Below are 19095 nucleotides of genomic sequence, written 5' to 3'. Positions count from 1 at the left end.
TCGGCGTTGAGCTGATCGCACCGATCGCGATGGAGCAGGGCCTGCGCTTCGCGATCCGCGAAGGTGGCCGCACCGTCGGCGCCGGCGTCGTTTCCAAAATTATTGAATAATTTTGGAAAGCGGTGGGCGGCAGTTGCTCTGAAAGAGCAATGAGAGCCCACACCGTCGAACTAAAGAAGGCCGTCCCACAGGGGGGCGGCCTTTTTCGTTTTCGGAAACGCCCGCCAAGATGCTACCCTCTTTCACATTAAGACATTGCAATTCGAAAGAGGTCATAAGATGCACGTATCGGCTCGGTCACTCTGTCTTGTCGCAGCAATCGCGTTTTCGTCTTCTTCGGCGTCGTCCCAAGAAATCGCGGATCGCATCTATCTCGGTGGTCCAATTGTCACGATGAATGACGAAGGTCCCTCTGCCGAAGCCGTTGCAGTCAAAGATGGGCGCATTCTGGCCGTCGGATCGCTATCTGATCTGTCCGCGCATCAAGGTGATGGAACGGAAACCTTCAATCTGAACGGACGCGCGATGCTGCCGGGCTTTGTGGACAGCCATGGACATGTTGTCATGGGTGGGTTGCAGGCCTTGTCCGCCAATCTCCTCGCACCGCCGGATGGGGACGTTGTTGATATCGCGACCCTGCAATCAACACTGTCCAACTGGGCGGCTGAGAATTCGGCAGCCGTTGAACAGGTGAAAATGATCATCGGCTTTGGTTATGACAATGCGCAACTGAAAGAACTGCGTCACCCAACACGACAAGAACTGGACATGGTGTCCGAGGATTTACCTGTTATCATCATTCATCAATCCGGGCATCTGGGTGTCGCAAACTCTAAAGCTCTGGAGTTGGCAGGTATCACCGCCGATTCAGAGGCACCTCCCGGCGGGGTCATTCAGCGCGACGAAGCCGGAGAACCCAATGGTGTTCTGGAAGAATATGCGTTCTTTTCGGTGCTCGTTCCCATACTTGGAAATCTGGGCGAGGAGGGCTTGGCGGCCTTTGCCAGAGCCGGAACTGAACTTTGGGCAAAGTTTGGATATACGACCGGACAAGAAGGCCGATCTTCGGGAGAGATTGTCGAGGTCCTCAAGAAAGTTGCTGCCGAAGATGGTCTGCCCATAGACGTGGTTGCTTTTCCAGATGTGTTGGAGTCGAGGGACTATATCGGAGAAAACACCTCGGCGGATTATGGTGACCGCGTCCGGGTTGGCGGCTGCAAGCTGACAATCGACGGCTCGCCGCAAGGTTTCACGGCGTTGCGGGATCGACCCTATTACAACCCGGTTGGAAACTACGCCGCCGGGTATGCCGGTTATGCCGCCATAACGATGGAGCAGCTTCAGGATGCGGTGAACTGGTGTTACGAGAACGGCTTCCAGATCCTCGTGCATTCCAACGGTGAAGGGGCATCTGACATGTTGATTGCGGCCCTTGAAGAGGCGCAGATCAAATACGGCGACCCGGGCAATCGCCCTGTTTTGATCCACGGCCAATTTCTAAGAGAGGATCAGGTTGCCAGTTTCAAACGGCTTGGCGTGTTTCCTTCGCTGTTCCCGATGCACACATTCTATTGGGGCGATTGGCACCGGGATCATACTGTGGGGCCGGTCAATGCCGACAACATCTCACCCACGGGATGGCTGCTAGAACGTGACATGATGTTCGGCACACATCACGACGCCCCGGTCGCCTTTCCTGACAGCATGCGTGTACTTGCCGCGACCGTCACCCGCCGCACACGGTCGGGTGACATTTTGGGACCGCATCAGAGAGTCGACGTCATGACTGCCCTGAAAGCCATGACAATTTGGCCCGCTTGGCAGCATTTCGAAGAAGATGAAAAGGGCTCCATTGAAGTTGGAAAAGTAGCGGATTTTGTGATCCTTTCGGATGACCCCACAGCGGTCGACCCCGAAACGCTGGCAGAGCTTGAAGTGCTTGTAACTGTAAAGGGTGACGAGGTCGTCTATGAAGCTGAGGAAGGTGTCCGAGAGGGTAATTTACAGTTTTCGCCGTTTTCAAACGACCCCGTGATTGCCCATCTTTTTCTGCATGCGGTTTATCAGGGCATGAAAGTTGAAGACCCGTGGCTTGTACGAAATTAGCTTGAGTGAACAGCCCGACGTAAGCTGAGGTTCTGGGCACCGGTTACAAACGAACAGAACGATGCTGCTTTGTCAGAAGCGTCGTTCCAGCCCGAGTTCAAAATTGGTCTCAGTAAAACTGTAGGCCGGGATATCGGAATCCGTTCGGCTGTACTCAACCAAACCAAATGGGGAAAACCCGTTTCCAATGAACAGGTCGTTCTTTTCGATGCGTAAACGCGACCCCCAAGAGGTTTCGTTTGGGTTTCCCGTCAGCAGCGGGCTGGGCGTTTTGAAAGACTTGTCTTCCAGATAGACCGAAGGCCGGAACGTAAAACCGCCACGGGTGTCGTACTGACCAAACACGGTCAGTCTTTTGCGTGTGTAATTCTCAAGCGTGTCGTCAACAGACTTATCCTGATAAAACGCGCTTATTCCGACCACACCGCGACCACGGATAGAGCGTCGCACGCCAAGCTCGCCTTCGAAGGAGTGACCATCAAGCAGGCTGGAGCGTGGGCTGTGGAGTTTTGAGCCGGTAAAAGCCCCAAACATGGAGTTACCCAACAGATTGCGCCGCTCAAAGGCGGCCTCCAACGATATACGGTTCTCGTAGGTTTGCCCTCCGATCAGTCGCGTTCCAATCGCTGGCCCGAAAGAGCTTGTCGTGTTTTGTGACAAGGTGCGCAGGCCGAAGCGTCCCACGAAGATATAATCGTCGTAGCGCGAGGTCCGGGCCTCGGTCACGTCGAAATTGAAAGATGCATAGGCGACCGTTTGCAGGTCGGAAAATCCAAGATCAACCGGTCTCCGAAAGTTTGCCGCGCCTGTGGCTCGGACCCCGATCTCGGTCGATGTGTCTCGATTTAATGTAAAGGGTAGGTTGAGACCGGCGAAATTCAGCGTGATCTGGTCTGTTTCATATTTTCTGGGATTGCCAACGGTCGTGAACCTGAGGCTCAAATCCCAGTCAAATCCCCGGCGTGCGTCAATCACTCGGATGAAAGCCAAAACACGGGTGCGAACAGGGTCGGGCAGATCGCCGGACAGGACAGTGAAAAACTCATTGCGTGCGCGGGTCCATTGGCGGGCCATGAAATAGGCGCGGGCCAGTTCCAGTCGTACCCTGGTCAAATTCGGATTCGCCGCCAGAATGGCCGAGAACTTTTCGATCGCGTCTTCGGGGCGGCCATTTTGCAAATCGGCCAGGCCGCTCAGAAAGATGGCTTCGATTTCAAACTGAGCCGCGCTTTGCGCCACCGGATGGTCTGTCTCGGCACTAGCCTGATGCGGGGCGACAGCGCCCGCCAGAACAAGAGCGCAGGCAGACACCACAAGGATGTAAAGTGCGCGGAAAGTTCTCAAAGCGGGCACTCGTAAGGGTTGTAGTTCGAAACAGGACGTGAAAGAAGCAAGGCTGAACCACAGCGTGGCCGTTTCGTGACAAGCTGTTGGCATCGCCTTAAAGATCGCACCTGTCGCATTTGAGGCAACACTGAAAAAGTCCTTTAGATTGAATTAACAACTTGGCTTGCACCGTATGGGTGAATGAGTACTGTTTCGCCAAAGTATTGACTACGGAGCAGTTATGAAAACGAAGATTAGTTGCAGGATTGCAGCATTTTTTCCCATTGTATTTTTGAGTGCCTGCGGTGGCGTTGCCGGATTTGATTTCGATCTGGATGGTGATGACGGTGGTGGTTCGCCCTCTGGTGGATCGGGCGTTCAAGGGCCGATCTCAACGGAGCCAGCTCAGAAATTGGTTCTACCGCAGAACGGGACGGCAACGTTAAACGGCCGTGCCGTTGTTCAGACCTTTACGACCAATCAGTCCACGCGTGAGGTGGCAGTTCAAAACCAGACGGTGCCTTCGAATTCAACGGTGACCGTGGCAACAAACAGCGGCAACATCATAGCTTTTACCGGCTCAGCAACTGGGTCAAATGTAATCCTGGACAGCCGCACGGGCGACAGTGTTCAGCAAGGTGCAGTTACAGCCGTGTTTAACTCTCCTGACCGCGATGATGGCGCGTTGCTGATTGATCCGTCGCGCACACGCTTTGAATATCAAACCTTCGGAACGTGGATCGAAGGGCGCGAACAATCTTCGGGAAGCGCCGCAGCGGGTTCCTACGGTTCGGTGACGCCAACCGCTGACATGCCATCGGGTCGTTCCGCGTCTTATCAGGGAATCAGTACAGGCGTTGCCCGCCTAAACGATGGCCTCCAGTATCAAACGAGCTCCGAAATCAGTGTAACCACTGACTTTTCAAGCGCTACTATTGCTAGCTCGAATACAAGTGCGAACAGTCTGGTGGTTGGCGTTCCGGATCGGCCCGCACCCGAGCTAGACTTTACCGGTTCAGGAAGTGTCTCGAACTCTGGCTTTACCGCGACGATTTCCGGGCCGGGAACAAGTGGCGAAGCCTATGGGGTGTTTTATGGCCCGAACGCCGAAGAAGTCGGCGGGACGTTCCAAGCGTCCGGAGCTGACGGCGTTTCGCATATCGGGTCGTTTGGCGCAGACTGATTTACGTAGAGGAGCCCTTTTTTGTGAAGGGCTCCGCTCACTTCCGGTAAAGAGCTGGGCCACGGGCCGGTAACGTCGGTCTAGAACCTACGACAGAGCTGATTCTGCAGCTGCACGTACAGCACGGATGTTCTCACCGTACACGTCAGGTTGGTCCACCGATCCACCTTTGAAAACGGCCGAACCGGCCACCAGCACGTCGGCACCTGCGGCGGCGACCAACGGGGCTGTTTTGGGATCCACTCCGCCGTCGATTTCGATGTGTACTGGACGGTCACCGATCATTTCACGCAGCTTGCGCACCTTGCCCGTCATGTCGATGAATTTCTGACCTCCGAATCCGGGGTTCACCGTCATCACACAAACAAGATCGGTCAGATCCAGCAAGTGCTCGACCGCTTCTGCCGGCGTTCCGGGGTTCAGGGCGACGCCTGCTTTCATGCCCGCAGCGCGGATCGCTTGCAGGGTGCGATGTGTATGCGGACCCGCCTCGATATGTGCGGTCAGAATGTCCGCTCCGGCGTCGGCATACGCCTGTATGTAGGGATCAACCGGGGTGATCATCAGGTGCACATCCATCACGGTTTTCACATGTGGGCGGAAGGCTTTGACGGCGGGTGGGCCAAAGGTCAGGTTCGGAACGAAATGACCATCCATGACATCCACGTGGACCCAATCCGCGCCTTGTGCCTCAATGGCCTGAATCTCTGCTCCGAAGTTGGCGAAATCGGCAGACAGGATCGACGGAGCGATCTTGATGGTGCGGTCAAAGCTCATGATGGCCTCGTATCAGAAAAAGAGTCGCCGAAGCGTATACCTGCGGGGCAGGGGGATGGATAGCCCCCGCAACGGCTGGTCCGTTACAAAACTTTCACCACGCTGACACATATCCGTTGAATGGCATCTGTAGCTGACCGCCAACATCATCTGGGGGTGGCACGTGCTGCATATCAAGAAACTGACCAAACGCTTTGGCGACAACGTTGCTGTGGATGCTGCGACGCTGGATGTAGACAAGCCTTGCATGATCGGGATCATCGGACGGTCTGGTGCAGGCAAGTCGACCCTGCTGCGGATGATCAATCGTCTGACGGATTCCAGCGACGGTCAGATCCTGTTCGAAGGTCGTGACGTGACCCAACTGAAGGGCCGTGAAAAGCGTGCCTGGCAAGCTGACTGCGCCATGATCTTTCAGCAGTTCAATCTGGTGCCGCGCATGGATGTTGTGTCGAACGTTTTGCATGGCACGCTGAACCGTCATTCGACCCTGGCGACCATGTTCAACCTGTTTCCGATAGAAGACATCCATCGCGCTATCGACATCTTGGATCGTTTGGGTATTGCCGAGCACGCACCGAAGCGCGCAGAGGCCCTGTCGGGCGGCCAACAGCAGCGTGTTGCAATCGCGCGCTCCCTGATGCAGGACCCCAAGATCATTCTGGCGGACGAGCCCATCGCGTCGCTGGACCCCATGAACGCTCAGGTGGTGATGCAGGCGCTGCGCCGTATTCACGAAGAGGATGGCCGCACCGTCATCGCCAACCTGCACACTCTGGATACAGCGCGCCGCTACTGCGACCGCGTGGTCGGAATGCGCGACGGGCGCATCGTCTTTGACGGGCTGCCCGAACAACTGACGACCGGTGTTGCCCGAGAAATCTATGGTGCTGATGCCAGCTTCTCGGAAGAGGCGACATCGACCGAGATCGAAACTCTGGACGCCACCCAGAAGGCCCTGATGGAAGCGGAAGCAACCATCTGAGCCACCACCCCCTTTCATCGCCCGGCCCGATGAAAGGCCGGGGCAATCAAACTGGAGAGAGACAGATGAAAAAACTGATTGCTGCCTTTGCGGCGACAACTGCGTTGGCCGCACCGGCCATGGCACAGGACATCAGCGAGTTCCGTATCGGTATTCTGGGCGGCGAAAACGCTCAGGATCGCCTGAACAACAACGAATGCCTGCGCGAATACACCGAAGAAACGCTGGGCGTTGAGACCAAACTGTTTGCGCCTGCCGATTACAACGGTGTGATCCAGGGTCTGCTGGGCGGTACCATCGACATGGCATGGTTGGGTGCATCTGGTTACGCCAAAACCTACCTGAGCGATCCCGAAGCGGTAGAACCGGTTCTGGTCAAGGTGAACGTCGACGGCGGTTACGGGTATTACTCGGTTGGATTTGCCCGCAAGGACAGCGGCATCACCTCGTTGGAAGACATGAAAGGCAAGACCTTTGGTTTTGGCGATCCGAACTCGACCTCGGGCTACCTGATCCCGTCCATCGAAATCCCGCAGGCCACCGGTGCCACCATGGACTCGGGCGACTACTTTGGTGAAGTGAAGTTCACCGGCGGTCACGAGCAGACCATCGTCGCAGTCAACAATGGTGACGTTGATGGTGGTGTTACCTGGGCCGATGGTCTTGGCAACTGGGAAGACGGGTACAACTCGGGCGCGCTGCGCCGTGCAGTTGATGCTGGCTTGGTCGACATGAACGACATGGTTGAAATCTGGAAATCCAAGCCGATCCCGGAAGGCCCGGTCGTTCTGCGTACAGCGCTGCCTGCGGACGTCAAAGAAAAGATGACAGCCCTGATGGCTGGCCTGCACGAGAAAGACCGTGATTGCTTCTACGGCGTTGCTGCAGGTGAAGCGAAAGCATTCGAGCCGATCACGCACGACGCTTACGAAGTCATCATCGAAGCACGCAAGCTGAAGTCCAACTAAGCCTGCATATCCAATGATCGGGGTCCGGTGAAAATCCGGGCCCCGTTTTTCCACCCAGGAGCATTCCATGACAGACCTGACCGCTGGGTCCCCGACCGTCGACCAGATCCGCAATGACTATACGTCAATGACGCGTCGCAAAAGGGTCTATGGTGGTATCCTCCTGATCCTGTTCGTCGCCGTTATGGCCTCGGGCTTTCGTGTTGCTGACGACCGCAACGCTGGCAGTTTCCGCGATGGCTGGACGCGTATTTTCGACTACCCCGCTGAGGTTCTGTCCGAAGCGTGGGAAAAAATCGGCGCGCTGCCGGAAAACCTGGCCAAGTTTTTCCCCGCACTGATCGAAACACTGAATATCGCTGCCGCTTCGACCTTGATCGGCGCGATCGCTGGCACGTTTCTGGCCCTGATGTCGACGCGCGGCATGGCGCTTTGGCCTGCCTTGATCCCTTTATTTCGCCGAATTTCAGATGTGTGCCGTGCCGTCCCCGAGATTGTCATCGCACTTGTACTGATATTCATTTTGGGCGGTGGCCCGGTGCCGGCAATGATTGCAATCGCCATTCACACAGCGGGCGCACTGGGCAAGCTGTTTTCCGAGGTCAACGAAAACGCCTCGCTCAAGCCGGTCGAGGGCCTGCAGTCGGTGGGTGCGAACTGGTCGCAACGCATGTATCTGGGCGTGATCCCGCAGGTCGGTCCCAACTATGTCAGCTATGCGCTGCTGCGGTTCGAAATCAACATCCGCGCCTCGGCCATCCTGGGTTTTGTTGGTGCCGGCGGTCTGGGCTATGAGCTGCGCAACGCCATGTCCTGGGGACAGGGGCGGTACGACGAGGCCGCAGCCATTTTCCTTCTGCTTTTCGTAACAATCGTCGTCGTAGACCAGCTGTCCGGTGTCCTGCGCGACCGTCTGACTCATGGGTCGGAAAAAGGAGCCTCTGTATGAGCACCTTCGCAACCAATCTGACCGTCGATGAGCTGAAAGCTGAAGCGGATCGTCTGTTCAGCCGAAAAAGACTGGTCAATTTCGGGCTGCCTGCTTTGGTGCTGGCTTACCTAGTCTACGTCTTCTTCGCGTTTGACGTTCCGGGGCTTGCGGCGCGCGCGAATTGGGAAAACGGTAAGACACTGGTATCGGACAGCTACAGCTACAAGACGCATGTCGAGCGTGACAATAGAACCGGCGAAGTCTCGGCCGCGATCGAAGGCGAACGCAAGGGCGCGTATCCTGAAGGTCAGGCCCCGGACTGGGTGACGCTGGGCGAGACAACCGTGATCGATCTGGAAGACGGTCATGTCGTGCGGTTCGGGCCGGAAACGGTCGAGTATGACATCCCCGGCTATGGAACTGTTCGGGCAACACCCAGTCGCTCAGCTGGCGTACAGGCCGAGTTGCCTGCGGGTGACGTGCCAGAGTGGATCAACGTTTCGAAGAACCGCTTGGCAATCAAGACGGATGCTGGCCGTTTGACAGTCACCCGCAATCGGTCGGAAGTGTTTCGCTACTTCACCGGGTGGGAGCTGTTCTGGTTCACGCTCGATAGCCCATATTACGGAAAGTCATTCCCCGAACTGGCCGGACGCGCGGCGTCGGGTGAGGCGGGTGCAATTTTTAATGACTTCTGGACCAACAAGATGTGGCGCCATCAGGACGTTGCCTGGGCGATATTCGAGACGATCCTGATGGCGTTTCTGGGCACTCTGGGCGCGGCTATGGTCGCATTGCCACTGGCTTTCCTTGCAACGCGCAACTTCAACCCGATGAAATCCATCCGGTTCGCAACGCGTCGCGTGTTCGACTTTGTGCGTGGCGTGGACGCCTTGATCTGGACTGTCGTTCTGGCCCGTGCCTTTGGCCCCGGACCTTTGACAGGCGCACTTGCCATTTTGGTGACCGACACCGGGACCTTCGGCAAGATCTTCTCGGAAGCGTTAGAGAATGTGGACCAGAAGCAGATCGAAGGCGTTCAGTCCACAGGCGCAAATGCACCGCAGAGATATCGATTTGGGGTCATTCCGCAGGTCACGCCCGTTTTGTTGAGCCAGCTGTTGTATTTTCTGGAATCCAACACCCGCAGCGCGACGGTGATTGGCGCAATCACAGGGGGTGGCATTGGTCTTCTGCTGACGCAGGCAATCATCACGCAAAAGGATTGGGAAGAGGTCGCATACTACATCATCCTGATCATCCTGATGGTCATGCTGATGGACTGGTTCTCGGGTTGGCTGCGCAAACGGTTGATCCAGGGCGAAACGGGCAAAAAACGCAAACCGCGTGACGCTGCGCGCAAAGCATTCTTGTTACCCTGAGTCGAAGTTGGGACACGCAATGGCACGACTGAGCGCAGATCAACCGTTTATTCACACCGGTTGTCAGATCACCAACAGCAGCTTTGGCGCATATGTTGAGATCGGTGCTGGCAGCCGAGTGGCGAACTCGGTTTGGGGCGATTATTCCTATTGCGACCGGACTTGCGATATCGCTAATGCCGAGATCGGAAAGTTCGCAAACATTGCAAGCTTTACCCGCATCGGAGCGACAGATCACCCAATGGACAAGGCCTCGCTGCATCATTTTCACTATCGTTCCGCCGACTATTGGGACGATGCCGAAGATGATGCGGATTGGTTCGCTCATCGCGCCAGTCGGACGGCCCGGATCGGGCATGATACTTGGATCGGACATGCTGCGATCATCAAGCCCGAGGTCACGATCGGCAATGGTGCCGTGGTTGCTTCGGGTGCAGTGGTGACCAAAGACGTGCCGCCTTATACGATTGTTGCAGGTGTCACGGCTCAGGTATTACGCAACAGGTTCCCCGAGGGCGTCGCGGACAGGATGGAACAGCTTGCGTGGTGGGATTGGGACAACGACAGACTTCGCGCGGCTTTGCCCGATTTTCGCACGCTAAGTGCCGAAGCGTTTCTGGAAAAGTACGCGTAACCCTGCTTTCGCCGATCCACGAACTGACCCCCCCTTTTTGGGGGTCTATTCTTCGTTTAGGGTCAGCGTGACCCGCTCACCCGCGAAAACGGTTCGCCCAAATTCAACCGGCTGGCCATCTGGGTCTGCGTTTACACCGACCGAGAACAGAACCGGGGCCCCCTCAGACAGCTGAAGCTGTAAGGCTTGTGTTGCCGTTGCACCGCGTGCTGTCAAACGGGTCGAGATGCGCGTGTAATCCGCGATACCGCAGGCTTGCAGAGCTTTAGTGACCGATTGCGTTTCAGTCAGCGTCTGCAGAAGGTTGGGAAAACGCGCGGCCGGAAAAACGCTTTGAAACACGGCAACAGGCTGCCCGTCCGCCAATGACAGACCGTCATAGACATGCACCGGATCCCCTTTGTCCAAACCCAACGCTTCTGCTTCGGCCTCATCTGCCGCGCGCGTGGTCAGCGCGAGGATTTTCTTGCCCGGCATCTTACCGCTGGCCGAGATGTTTTTGTGGTATCGCACCCTTTTTCCGATTGGATAATCCGTGGGGCGCGCCGCCACGAACACACCTGCGCCGCGCCTGGCGTGGACCAGCCCCTGTTCCGACATGTCTGCCAACGCGCGCCGCACCGTGTGACGGTTGACGCCATGAGTGGCAGCCAATTGTGCTTCGGTCGGCAGGCGGTCTCCGGTTTGATAGCGCCCTTCGGCGATGTCCGAGGTCAGGCGCAGGGCGATGCTTTTCCAGATCGGTGTTTTGCTCATGTCATCAAATCTTCACACCATCGCGGATTGCGACTCGGATGCCTAAGGGGTAATATTTGTCTAGTTGTATAGTTCATGTAGACAACCCGGCCAAGAGGCTTTGATGACAAATCAGACAGAAATCGCGACGCAGGCGCGGAAGGAATGGATGGGTCTGCTGGCCCGCGCGCCGGACGATGCTTTGATGACGCTATGGGATGGCATTCAGGACCGCCCAAGCTTTGAATGGCTGCGCAGCCCCGAAGTGGGCGGCGTCATGGTGAGAGGCCGCACCGGAGCTACCGGAGCGCCGTTCAATCTGGGTGAAATGACCGTCACGCGCTGTTCGGTCGTGCTGCAGGATGGCACGGTCGGTCACGGATATGTGCAGGGCAGATCCAAGCCTAAAGCCGAAGCCGCAGCGATGATTGATGCCATGATGCAGACGTCTTCCGCGGATGAGTTGAAGGCAAAGCTGATCAACCCGCTGCAGACGCAAATGCAGAAGACCAAAACCGCACGCGCCGCCAAGGCAGCCGCAACGAAGGTCGAGTTTTTTACGCTGGTCCGGGGGGAAGACTGATGGCTGCGCAAACACAGTTCTCAGGGGGCTTTCAAAACGCACCTGTCCAGGCCGCCCACGCGTTCCGCGCTGCCATGACTGTGATGGCACGCCCGGGTGAAATCCGCGCTCTTACGGGCAGTGAACCGCCAGCGCCTTTGTCCGCGGCAGCGGGCACGCTGTTGCTGACGCTGTGCGACCCCGAAACGAAGGTTCATCTGGCTGGTGACGCTGATACTGATGCGGTGCGCAAATGGCTGACCTTCCACACGGGCGCGCCGATTGTGTCTGCGGGCCTGGCAGACTTCGCCGTTGGAACGTGGGGGGCGTTGGGTCCGTTGAACGCCTATCGCATCGGAACGCCGGAATACCCGGATCGGTCCGCGACCCTGATTGTAGAATGCGACCAGCTTGCGCAAAGCGGTGCCATTCTGAGCGGCCCCGGGATCAAGGAAACCGCGCCGTTGTCTCTGCCGGATGTTCCAGCGCTTCAAGGCAATGCGATGCTGTATCCGCTGGGGTGCGATTTCTTCTTTACCTGCGGTGACAGGATCGCGGCTCTGCCGCGCAGCACGCAGATCAGGACAGAGGGCTAAGCGATGTATGTAGCAGTCAAAGGGGGCGAAAAAGCCATCGAGAACGCCCATGCATGGCTGGCCGAAGAACGCCGGGGCGCAACGGACGTGGCGGAGCTGAGCCTTGCACAGATCCGCGAACAACTGAGCCTTGCGGTGAACCGGGTCATGGCTGAAGGGTCCCTGTTTGACCCCGATCTTGCTGCGCTGGCGATCAAACAGGCGCGTGGTGATCTGATCGAGGCGATCTTCCTCATTCGCGCTTACCGCACAACATTACCGCGCTTTGGCTACTCCATTCCGGTCGAAACAGGTGAGATGGCGTGCGACCGTCGGATCTCGGCGACGTTCAAGGATGCGCCCGGCGGGCAGGTTCTGGGGCCGACTTTCGACTACACCCACCGTTTGCTGGACTTCAAACTGGCTGCTGATGGTGAAGCCCCTAAGGCACCCGAAGGCGCGGCACGTCAGGAGCCCACGCCGCACATCACCGAATTCCTGAAGGGAGAGGACATCATTCAGGATGAACTCGCCAGCGATGACACCCCGGGCGATCTGACCCGCGAGCCGATGGAGTTTCCGTCCAACCGCCCCTTGCGTTTGCAGTCACTGACCCGCGGGGACGAGGGCTTTGTGCTGGGCATGGCCTATTCCACCCAGCGCGGCTACGCCCGCAACCACGCCTTTGTTGGCGAACTGCGCATCGGCAAGGTCGCTGTGGAAATGGAGATCCCCGAGCTGGGTTTCGCCATTGATATCGGTGAAGTCGAGCTGACCGAATGTGAGACGGTCAACCAGTTCACGGGCTCCAAGACCGAACCACCGCAGTTCACGCGCGGATACGGGCTCGTCTTTGGTCAGTCCGAACGAAAATCCATCGCGATGGCTCTGGTCGACCGAGCGCTGCGTTGGAAAGAACTGGGCGAAGACAATCTGGGTGCGCCCGCGCAGGACGAAGAATTTGTCCTGAGCCACGCCGACAACATTCAGGCCACTGGCTTTCTCGAACACATCAAACTGCCGCATTACGTCGACTTCCAGTCTGAGCTGGAACTGGTCCGCAAACTGCGCCGCGAGGCTGAAGAACGCATTACGCCAAAGGAGGCCGCAGAATGAAGGCCGTCGTTTTTGACATCGGAAATGTGCTGATCCGATGGGATCCGCATCTGGCATGGTTGGACGAAATGGGAAGCCGCGAGGCGGTGGCAGAGTTTCTGTCCCGTATCGATTTCCAGGATCGCAATCTGAGGGCGGATGGCGGCGAGAACTTCGCCGATCTGGCGTCAGAACTGGATGACGCCGAAGACCGGCAACGCCTGAGTGTGTACGTTGAGCGCTATGCCAGGACCGTTCCGCAAAAGATCGAAGGTGCCTGGCAGGTACTCTATCGATTGAAAGAGCAGGGCACGCCGGTACATGCGATCACCAATTGGTCGGCGGAAACATGGCCGGTTGGCGTCGGTGCGCATCCCGAGTTGGGCGACGTCTTTGGTGTGACCATCGTGTCTGGTCAGGAAAAGCTGTTGAAACCGCAACCTGAGATTTTTCATCGCTTGTGTGAGCGGGCCGGGCTTGCGCCCGAAAACTGCATATTCATAGACGACGGGCTGCACAACGTCGACGGCGCGCGCGCCGTTGGCATGGATGGCATCCACTTTACGACGCCTCAAGCGCTGGAAGGCGCGTTGATCGAAAGAGGTCTCCTATGAGCGAGTATAATTTCGCCTATCTGGACGAACAAACCAAACGGATGATCCGCCGGGCGATCCTGAAAGGTCTGGCTGTGCCTGGGTATCAGGTACCCTTTGCCAGCCGCGAGATGCCGATGCCGTATGGCTGGGGGACGGGTGGCGTTCAGGTCTCGGCGGCGACACTAACGCCCGAGGATACGTTCAAGGTGATCGATCAAGGCGCAGACGACACCACCAACGCAGTGTCGATCCGCAAGTTCTTTGAGAACACCGCTGGAGTTGCCACCACGGAGGAGACGGAAAAAGCAACTGTCATCCAGACTCGCCACCGCATCCCCGAGGCGAAACTGCGCGAAGACCAGATCATCGTCTATCAGGTGCCGATCCCGGAACCTCTGCGCTTTTTGGAGCCGCGTGAGACCGAGACGCGCAAAATGCACAGCCTTGAAGAATACGGGCTGATGCATGTGAAGCTGTACGAGGACATCAGTCAGCACGGGGCGATCTCAACCGCTTATGCCTATCCGGTGAAAGTGTCTGGCCGGTATGTGATGGACCCGTCTCCGATCCCGAAATTCGACAACCCAAAGCTTGAGATGGACGCGATCCAGCTGTTCGGTGCAGGGCGCGAACAGCGTATCTATGCAGTGCCCCCGCATACCAAGGTTGTGAGCCTCGATTTCGAGGATTACCCGTTTGAGGCCACCAAAGCCAACCATCCCTGCGATCTGTGTGGGGCCGAGGACAGCTATCTGGACGAGGTTATCATGGATGATGCAGGCAACCGGATGTTTGTCTGTTCCGACACTGACTATTGTCGGTCGCGCCGCGAAACAGGTCACCTGGGCCGACTGGCTGAGGAGGACGCGGCATGACCCCTCTGTTGCAAGTCAAGGGCATCGAAAAACGCTATGGCGCGCGGATTGGATGCACAAATGTAAGTTTCGATCTTTACCCCGGAGAAGTGATGGGGATCGTCGGTGAAAGTGGGTCCGGCAAATCGACCTTGCTCAACTGTCTGGCAGGTCATCTTGAGCCGGACGCCGGGCAAGTGATCTTTGATACCCGAGTGGACGGACCGGTAGACACCGTGACCATGTCTGAACCGAAACGCCGAATGCTCGGCCGCACTGATTGGGCCTTTGTGCATCAGCACGCACGCGACGGGCTGCGTATGTCTGTCAGCGCAGGCGGGAATATTGGTGAACGGCTGATGGCCGTTGGCGACCGGCACTATGGCGACATTCGGAACAAGGCTATCGACTGGCTGGGCCGGGTCGAGATTGAAGCAGCCCGTGTGGATGATCGCCCCAGCGCGTTTTCTGGCGGGATGCAGCAGCGTCTGCAAATCGCGCGCAATCTGGTGACGGGCCCTCGTCTGGTGTTCATGGACGAACCGACCGGTGGCCTGGACGTATCCGTTCAGGCGCGCTTGCTGGATTTGTTGCGCGGGCTGGTTCGCGAGATGGGGCTGAGTGCCATCATCGTGACGCACGATCTGGCCGTAGTGCGCTTGCTGGCAGACCGGCTGATGGTGATGAAAAGCGGTCACGTTGTCGAGGCCGGGCTGACCGATCAGGTGTTGGACGACCCGCAGCATGCCTACACGCAGCTGCTGGTGTCCAGCGTCCTGCAGGTTTGAGTATTTAGGAAAAGATGAAGCGATGATTGAACTGATCGATGTGAGCAAGAGCTTCACCCTTCACAATCAGGGCAGCGCCGTGATCCCGGTTATGGAAGGCGCGACGTTGAAGGTCGTTCCGGGGGAATGTGTCGCTCTGACGGGGGCGTCCGGTGCAGGTAAGTCCACGCTCATGCGGGTGATCTATGGTAACTATCTGGCTGCTTCTGGTCAGGTGCTGGTCGGGGGGCTGGACGTGGCGAAAGCCGAACCGCGCCAGATCCTGTCGCTGCGTCGCGATACGTTGGGTTATGTCAGCCAGTTCCTGCGGGTTGTGCCTCGGGTGCCGACGCTTGAAGTTGTGGCAGAGCCGCTGCTGGCCGTAGGCACGGACAGGCAAGTTGCGCTGGATAAGGCGGCCGGGTTGCTGAAACGGCTGAATATTCCCGAGCGTTTGTGGACCCTCAGCCCCACGACATTTTCTGGCGGAGAGCAGCAGCGGGTGAACATTGCGCGTGGCTTTGCGCATGAATATCCGGCGATGTTACTGGATGAGCCGACGGCGAGCCTGGATGCGCACAACCGGGAAACCGTTTTGTCTCTGATTGAAGAGGCAAAGCACCGTGGTGCGGCGATTGTTGGGATTTTCCACGACCTCGAAGCCCGCGAGCGTGTCTGTGACCGCGAGGTCAATGTTTCGGACTTTACACCGGGGCTGGCAGCGTGACGCTTGCTCCGGTCATAGCGGTTGTCGGCCCTTCGGGTGTCGGCAAAGACAGCGTCATGCAAGCGTTGGTAGCCCGGGCACCGGGCATCCAACGCCTGAGGCGCGTGATTACTCGTCCCGAAGGGGAAGGGGGCGAGGATTTCGACCGGGTTTCCGTCGCGACGTTTCAACAGATGGAAGGGGCAGGGGCTTTTGCGTTGAGCTGGTCAGCGCATGGCCTGTTTTACGGTGTTCCGAACAAGATTACACAGCAGCGTCAGAATGCTGACGCCGTTTTGGTCAACCTGTCTCGTGCCGTGTTGGTGCAGGCGCAGGAGGTGTTTGGCGATCTGATCGTGATTTCCCTGACTGCCGAAGCTGATGTTCTGGCGCAGCGCTTGTCCTCGCGTGGGCGGGAAAACGCGGCTGAGCAGACTCGGCGGTTAGGCCGCGCCAAAGCGCCTTTGCCAGGTGGTTTGAAACGGGTCATCGAAATCGACAACTCCGGTGCGCTGGAAGATACGGTCGCCGAGATCCTCGCACGACTTCAACCGGAAAGCGCGTAACGATGGATCAGATGAAACCGCCCATCTTCTGCCTCACCCATCAGGGCAAGGTCGTTGATCTGGAAGGGTTGTGGCAGCAACGGGGCCAGTTGGGTTTGCAGCGCCTCTTGGGTAGCCTTAAGGGTCGGCTTATCCAGCTTGCCGCTAAGCGTGATGTGAAAGCGAAAGGCATCCAGTACGTATGGATAGCCCCATTGAACCAGATTGGCGTCCTGTTCCGGTGTCAGGCCAGCGGCGCGGCGGCGGGCCAGTTCAGCCTCGGTTGCGGCTTCGCGAAAACTGTCCAACTGCTGAACACAAGCGGCGGCCAGGGTGTTCAACGCTTGCGTCTCACCCATGGGGCGCAGGGCCAGAAAGCGGCCAAGCCGCGCGATCTCGAGGCCACCCAGCGTGACAGGAGGTTGGTTGGAGGCGAACGAACCGCAAGCTGCGTGCAAGGCGTCGAAGGTCTGGACTTCGCGCAGTCGGAAGGGGGGTTTCATCGTCGCGTGCAGCCCGTATTTACGTGGCACTTCCGTGACTGCGGCAACGTCGATGTCTCCGACTACCGGATGCGCGACCAGAGATCCGGTTTCCATGTCCCATCCCAGCCAACTGGTTGCAAACTTCGTCCACTCCGCATTGGCGGGTGGCGCAAAATAGATCGCGTATCGCGTGAATGTCACATTGGCCTCCTATTGCGTGGCCTTCCACTACCTCAAACTGCGTGAAGTTCAGATGACAGAAGACTTGATCCTTGCCAATGCCACGCTTGTGTTGCCGAATGAAACCGTAACCGGCAGCGTTCGAATTGTGGGCGAAACTATTGTCGAGATTAATGCCGGAGCCACTGTTCCGTCCGGCGCGATTGATTGCGAAGGCGACTATGTCAGCCCCGGTTTGGTTGAGTTGCACACAGATAACCTTGAGCGTCACATTCAACCCAGGCCACGGGTGGATTGGCCTCATGCCGCTGCGATCCTTGCACATGACGCGGAATTGGCCAGCACAGGGATCACGACCGTGTTTGATGCCATGCGGGTGGGTTCTATCCCGTCAGGGGCGGCGCGTTATGGAAAGTATGCACGAGGCCTGTCGCAGGAATTGTGGGACTTGCGCGAACAGGATGCGCTGAAGATCAGTCATTTCCTGCATCTGCGGGCCGAAGTGTGTTCGGAAACCTTGGTCGAAGAGCTGAATGAGTTCGGGCCAGAAGACCGGGTTGGTCTTGTGTCCATCATGGATCACACCCCCGGACAGCGGCAATTCCGCGATATGACCAAGCTTGAGGCGTATATGAAAGGCAAACATGCGATGGACGATGATACGTTCCTGCAGCATGTGGCCCAGCTAAAGGGTCTTCGCGACCGTAATGGCGATGTGCATGAGGTTGAAACGGTGAAAGCCGCCCGCCGCTTCGGGGCGGTTCTGGCCAGTCATGACGACACAACCGAAGATCAGGTGAAAGTTTCCGCAGGTCACGGCATTCGGCTAGCTGAGTTTCCTACAACGGTCGAAGCCGCGCGGGCCTGTCACGATCACGACATCAAGGTCATGATGGGCGCGCCGAACATTATTCGCGGTGGCTCGCATTCCGGCAATGTCGCGGCACGCGAGCTGGCCGAACTTGGGCATCTGGACATCATGTCATCGGATTATGTGCCGTCGGCCCTGTTGTTGTCGGCTGTCATGCTGGGCGAGATGTGGGATGATATGGCGCGCGGGATGAAAACGGTCACGCTTGCCCCCGCTCTGGCTGCGGGATTGGAGGACCGGGGTGAACTACGTGCCAATGCCCGAGCCGATGTCATCCGTTTCCGGATGCGGGCCGGGGTTCCTGCGCTTAATTCGGTCTGGGCGCGCGGTCGGCGTGTCGCCTGATCAGGCGGTGTAGAACAGGTATCGGTCCGGGGCGATCGTCTCGGGCCCTTTGATCTGGTTAAAGCCGACAAGTGGCTGACCGGAAATCAGCAAACCGCCGGGCTGCATGACCTGCGCGATCAATGGGCTGAGTCGCGCGGCTTCCTCCACATCTTCCTGTTTGATCCCGCGACCAAAATCGTAATGAGCCAACGCGATCTTATGCCCGGCTGTCGCCAGTTTCTGCAGCATCGGCTCTGCCTCGCCTTGCAGGAAATCTTCGGCCGGAGGGGTGCTGTCCGGGTGACATTGAAGGACCCGGTCCATCACCCAGATCCGGCGTTCCGGTAGGATTTCACGCAAGTGATCATAGGTCCGGCCATTGCCCAAACCCATGTCCAGCACGTCGCCCACTTGGCCGCTGATGCGCTGGGCAGCCCAGTTCAAACCATCGCGTTGAGCCGTCAATCGGCGCAGCATGGAATCCAGTCGGCTCATGGTGGTGTCC

Annotated in this window: 22 protein-coding genes; 17 read left to right on the top strand and 5 right to left on the bottom strand. The window is 57.7% G+C overall.

Annotated elements, in window-relative coordinates; translation table 11 throughout:
* Nucleotides 1–110: EF-Tu C-terminal domain-related protein (locus ACR0EV_RS17310; protein WP_480801233.1), on the top strand; the 110-nt coding region annotated here is incomplete at its 5' end.
* Nucleotides 111–279: 169 nt separating this feature from the next.
* On the top strand, nt 280–2106 hold the full coding sequence (locus ACR0EV_RS17305) for an amidohydrolase (RefSeq protein ID WP_480801225.1): 1827 nt from the start codon (nt 280–282) through the stop codon (nt 2104–2106).
* A gap of 72 nt (nt 2107–2178) precedes the next feature.
* Here ACR0EV_RS17305 and ACR0EV_RS17300 read toward each other — a convergent pair whose 3' ends face one another.
* On the bottom strand, nt 2179–3450 hold the full coding sequence (locus ACR0EV_RS17300; RefSeq protein WP_480801224.1) for a tetratricopeptide repeat protein: 1272 nt from the start codon (nt 3448–3450) through the stop codon (nt 2179–2181).
* Nucleotides 3451–3673: 223 nt separating this feature from the next.
* On the opposite strand from ACR0EV_RS17300, the gene ACR0EV_RS17295 reads away from it, so the two are divergent.
* Nucleotides 3674–4615: a transferrin-binding protein-like solute binding protein gene (locus tag ACR0EV_RS17295; protein WP_480801223.1), complete on the top strand. Its 942-nt coding sequence runs from the start codon at nt 3674–3676 to the stop codon at nt 4613–4615.
* Nucleotides 4616–4702: 87 nt separating this feature from the next.
* On the opposite strand, the gene rpe is transcribed toward ACR0EV_RS17295, so the two are convergent.
* Complete coding sequence (gene rpe / locus ACR0EV_RS17290; protein ID WP_480801222.1) at nt 4703–5392, bottom strand: ribulose-phosphate 3-epimerase; 690 nt, start codon at nt 5390–5392, stop codon at nt 4703–4705.
* A 163-nt stretch (nt 5393–5555) separates the two neighbouring features.
* Between rpe and phnC the strand changes: the two genes are divergently transcribed.
* The 5 genes from phnC to ACR0EV_RS17265 all read left to right on the top strand — a co-directional run bounded on the left by phnC (nt 5556) and on the right by ACR0EV_RS17265 (nt 10292).
* Entirely contained in the window at nt 5556–6377 is an 822-nt protein-coding gene (phnC, locus tag ACR0EV_RS17285) for a phosphonate ABC transporter ATP-binding protein (protein ID WP_480801221.1), read from the top strand.
* 65 nt (nt 6378–6442) lie between these two features.
* The gene (phnD, locus tag ACR0EV_RS17280; RefSeq protein WP_171094452.1) at nt 6443–7345 is read left to right on the top strand and encodes a phosphonate ABC transporter substrate-binding protein; all 903 of its coding nucleotides are present in this window, start codon (nt 6443–6445) and stop codon (nt 7343–7345) included.
* A 67-nt stretch (nt 7346–7412) separates the two neighbouring features.
* A complete protein-coding gene (gene phnE / locus ACR0EV_RS17275; RefSeq protein ID WP_480801220.1) occupies nt 7413–8294 on the top strand; it encodes a phosphonate ABC transporter, permease protein PhnE in 882 nt (293 codons plus the stop codon).
* Nucleotides 8291–9658: a phosphonate ABC transporter, permease protein PhnE gene (phnE, locus tag ACR0EV_RS17270; protein WP_480801219.1), complete on the top strand. Its 1368-nt coding sequence runs from the start codon at nt 8291–8293 to the stop codon at nt 9656–9658. The genes phnE (ACR0EV_RS17275) and phnE (ACR0EV_RS17270) overlap by 4 nt, the downstream gene beginning before the upstream one ends.
* 19 nt (nt 9659–9677) lie before the next feature.
* Complete coding sequence (locus ACR0EV_RS17265) at nt 9678–10292, top strand: LbetaH domain-containing protein (RefSeq protein WP_480801218.1); 615 nt, start codon at nt 9678–9680, stop codon at nt 10290–10292.
* Nucleotides 10293–10337: 45 nt separating this feature from the next.
* Here the strand turns inward: ACR0EV_RS17265 and phnF are convergent, their stop codons facing one another.
* Nucleotides 10338–11048: a phosphonate metabolism transcriptional regulator PhnF gene (phnF, locus tag ACR0EV_RS17260; RefSeq protein WP_480801217.1), complete on the bottom strand. Its 711-nt coding sequence runs from the start codon at nt 11046–11048 to the stop codon at nt 10338–10340.
* Between the two features lie 103 nt (nt 11049–11151).
* Here phnF and phnG point away from each other — a divergent pair, with 103 nt between their 5' ends.
* Genes phnG through phnN form a run of 8 tightly spaced genes read left to right on the top strand, consistent with a single transcriptional unit; the run spans nt 11152 to nt 16748 of the window.
* Entirely contained in the window at nt 11152–11610 is a 459-nt protein-coding gene (phnG, locus tag ACR0EV_RS17255) for a phosphonate C-P lyase system protein PhnG (RefSeq protein ID WP_480801216.1), read from the top strand.
* Nucleotides 11610–12185 carry a phosphonate C-P lyase system protein PhnH gene (gene phnH / locus ACR0EV_RS17250; RefSeq protein WP_480801215.1) on the top strand — a complete coding sequence of 192 codons (576 nt, stop codon included), beginning with the start codon at nt 11610–11612 and terminating at the stop codon, nt 12183–12185. Before phnG ends, phnH begins: the two co-directional genes overlap by 1 nt.
* A 3-nt stretch (nt 12186–12188) precedes the next feature.
* Complete coding sequence (locus ACR0EV_RS17245) at nt 12189–13280, top strand: carbon-phosphorus lyase complex subunit (protein ID WP_480801214.1); 1092 nt, start codon at nt 12189–12191, stop codon at nt 13278–13280.
* Nucleotides 13277–13873 carry an HAD family hydrolase gene (locus ACR0EV_RS17240; RefSeq protein WP_480801213.1) on the top strand — a complete coding sequence of 199 codons (597 nt, stop codon included), beginning with the start codon at nt 13277–13279 and terminating at the stop codon, nt 13871–13873. The genes ACR0EV_RS17245 and ACR0EV_RS17240 overlap by 4 nt, the downstream gene beginning before the upstream one ends.
* The gene (locus tag ACR0EV_RS17235) at nt 13870–14730 is read left to right on the top strand and encodes an alpha-D-ribose 1-methylphosphonate 5-phosphate C-P-lyase PhnJ (protein ID WP_480801212.1); all 861 of its coding nucleotides are present in this window, start codon (nt 13870–13872) and stop codon (nt 14728–14730) included. Before ACR0EV_RS17240 ends, ACR0EV_RS17235 begins: the two co-directional genes overlap by 4 nt.
* A complete protein-coding gene (gene phnK, locus ACR0EV_RS17230; protein WP_480801211.1) occupies nt 14727–15497 on the top strand; it encodes a phosphonate C-P lyase system protein PhnK in 771 nt (256 codons plus the stop codon). Before ACR0EV_RS17235 ends, phnK begins: the two co-directional genes overlap by 4 nt.
* 22 nt (nt 15498–15519) lie before the next feature.
* The gene (phnL, locus tag ACR0EV_RS17225; protein ID WP_480801210.1) at nt 15520–16203 is read left to right on the top strand and encodes a phosphonate C-P lyase system protein PhnL; all 684 of its coding nucleotides are present in this window, start codon (nt 15520–15522) and stop codon (nt 16201–16203) included.
* Entirely contained in the window at nt 16200–16748 is a 549-nt protein-coding gene (phnN, locus tag ACR0EV_RS17220) for a phosphonate metabolism protein/1,5-bisphosphokinase (PRPP-forming) PhnN (RefSeq protein ID WP_480801209.1), read from the top strand. The genes phnL and phnN overlap by 4 nt, the downstream gene beginning before the upstream one ends.
* On the opposite strand, the gene ACR0EV_RS17215 is transcribed toward phnN, so the two are convergent.
* Nucleotides 16730–17413, bottom strand: a complete 684-nt coding sequence (locus tag ACR0EV_RS17215; protein ID WP_480801208.1) for a DUF1045 domain-containing protein — start codon at nt 17411–17413, stop codon at nt 16730–16732. The genes phnN and ACR0EV_RS17215 overlap by 19 nt on opposite strands.
* A gap of 52 nt (nt 17414–17465) precedes the next feature.
* Here ACR0EV_RS17215 and ACR0EV_RS17210 point away from each other — a divergent pair, with 52 nt between their 5' ends.
* Entirely contained in the window at nt 17466–18608 is a 1143-nt protein-coding gene (locus tag ACR0EV_RS17210; RefSeq protein ID WP_480801207.1) for an alpha-D-ribose 1-methylphosphonate 5-triphosphate diphosphatase, read from the top strand.
* Here the strand turns inward: ACR0EV_RS17210 and ACR0EV_RS17205 are convergent, their stop codons facing one another.
* Entirely contained in the window at nt 18609–19085 is a 477-nt protein-coding gene (locus ACR0EV_RS17205; RefSeq protein ID WP_480801206.1) for a class I SAM-dependent methyltransferase, read from the bottom strand.
* Nucleotides 19086–19095: the final 10 nt, after the last annotated feature.

The sequence above is a fragment of the Ruegeria sp. CF8 genome (assembly GCF_056537285.1).
The sequence above is the reverse complement of the archived record's forward strand: the minus strand, read 5'-3'. Positions and strand labels throughout refer to the sequence as shown.

Coding starts and splice junctions, on each gene's coding strand:
- ACR0EV_RS17235 (WP_480801212.1), top strand. CDS start 13,870: ATGAGCGAGTATAATTTCGCCTATCTGGACGAACAAACCAAACGGATG.
- phnL (WP_480801210.1), top strand. CDS start 15,520: ATGATTGAACTGATCGATGTGAGCAAGAGCTTCACCCTTCACAATCAG.
- ACR0EV_RS17265 (WP_480801218.1), top strand. CDS start 9,678: ATGGCACGACTGAGCGCAGATCAACCGTTTATTCACACCGGTTGTCAG.
- phnH (WP_480801215.1), top strand. CDS start 11,610: ATGGCTGCGCAAACACAGTTCTCAGGGGGCTTTCAAAACGCACCTGTC.
- rpe (WP_480801222.1), bottom strand. CDS start 5,392: ATGAGCTTTGACCGCACCATCAAGATCGCTCCGTCGATCCTGTCTGCC.
- phnD (WP_171094452.1), top strand. CDS start 6,443: ATGAAAAAACTGATTGCTGCCTTTGCGGCGACAACTGCGTTGGCCGCA.
- ACR0EV_RS17240 (WP_480801213.1), top strand. CDS start 13,277: ATGAAGGCCGTCGTTTTTGACATCGGAAATGTGCTGATCCGATGGGAT.
- ACR0EV_RS17305 (WP_480801225.1), top strand. CDS start 280: ATGCACGTATCGGCTCGGTCACTCTGTCTTGTCGCAGCAATCGCGTTT.
- phnG (WP_480801216.1), top strand. CDS start 11,152: ATGACAAATCAGACAGAAATCGCGACGCAGGCGCGGAAGGAATGGATG.
- phnE (WP_480801219.1), top strand. CDS start 8,291: ATGAGCACCTTCGCAACCAATCTGACCGTCGATGAGCTGAAAGCTGAA.
- ACR0EV_RS17210 (WP_480801207.1), top strand. CDS start 17,466: ATGACAGAAGACTTGATCCTTGCCAATGCCACGCTTGTGTTGCCGAAT.
- phnK (WP_480801211.1), top strand. CDS start 14,727: ATGACCCCTCTGTTGCAAGTCAAGGGCATCGAAAAACGCTATGGCGCG.
- ACR0EV_RS17295 (WP_480801223.1), top strand. CDS start 3,674: ATGAAAACGAAGATTAGTTGCAGGATTGCAGCATTTTTTCCCATTGTA.
- phnF (WP_480801217.1), bottom strand. CDS start 11,048: ATGAGCAAAACACCGATCTGGAAAAGCATCGCCCTGCGCCTGACCTCG.
- phnE (WP_480801220.1), top strand. CDS start 7,413: ATGACAGACCTGACCGCTGGGTCCCCGACCGTCGACCAGATCCGCAAT.
- ACR0EV_RS17205 (WP_480801206.1), bottom strand. CDS start 19,085: ATGAGCCGACTGGATTCCATGCTGCGCCGATTGACGGCTCAACGCGAT.
- ACR0EV_RS17245 (WP_480801214.1), top strand. CDS start 12,189: ATGTATGTAGCAGTCAAAGGGGGCGAAAAAGCCATCGAGAACGCCCAT.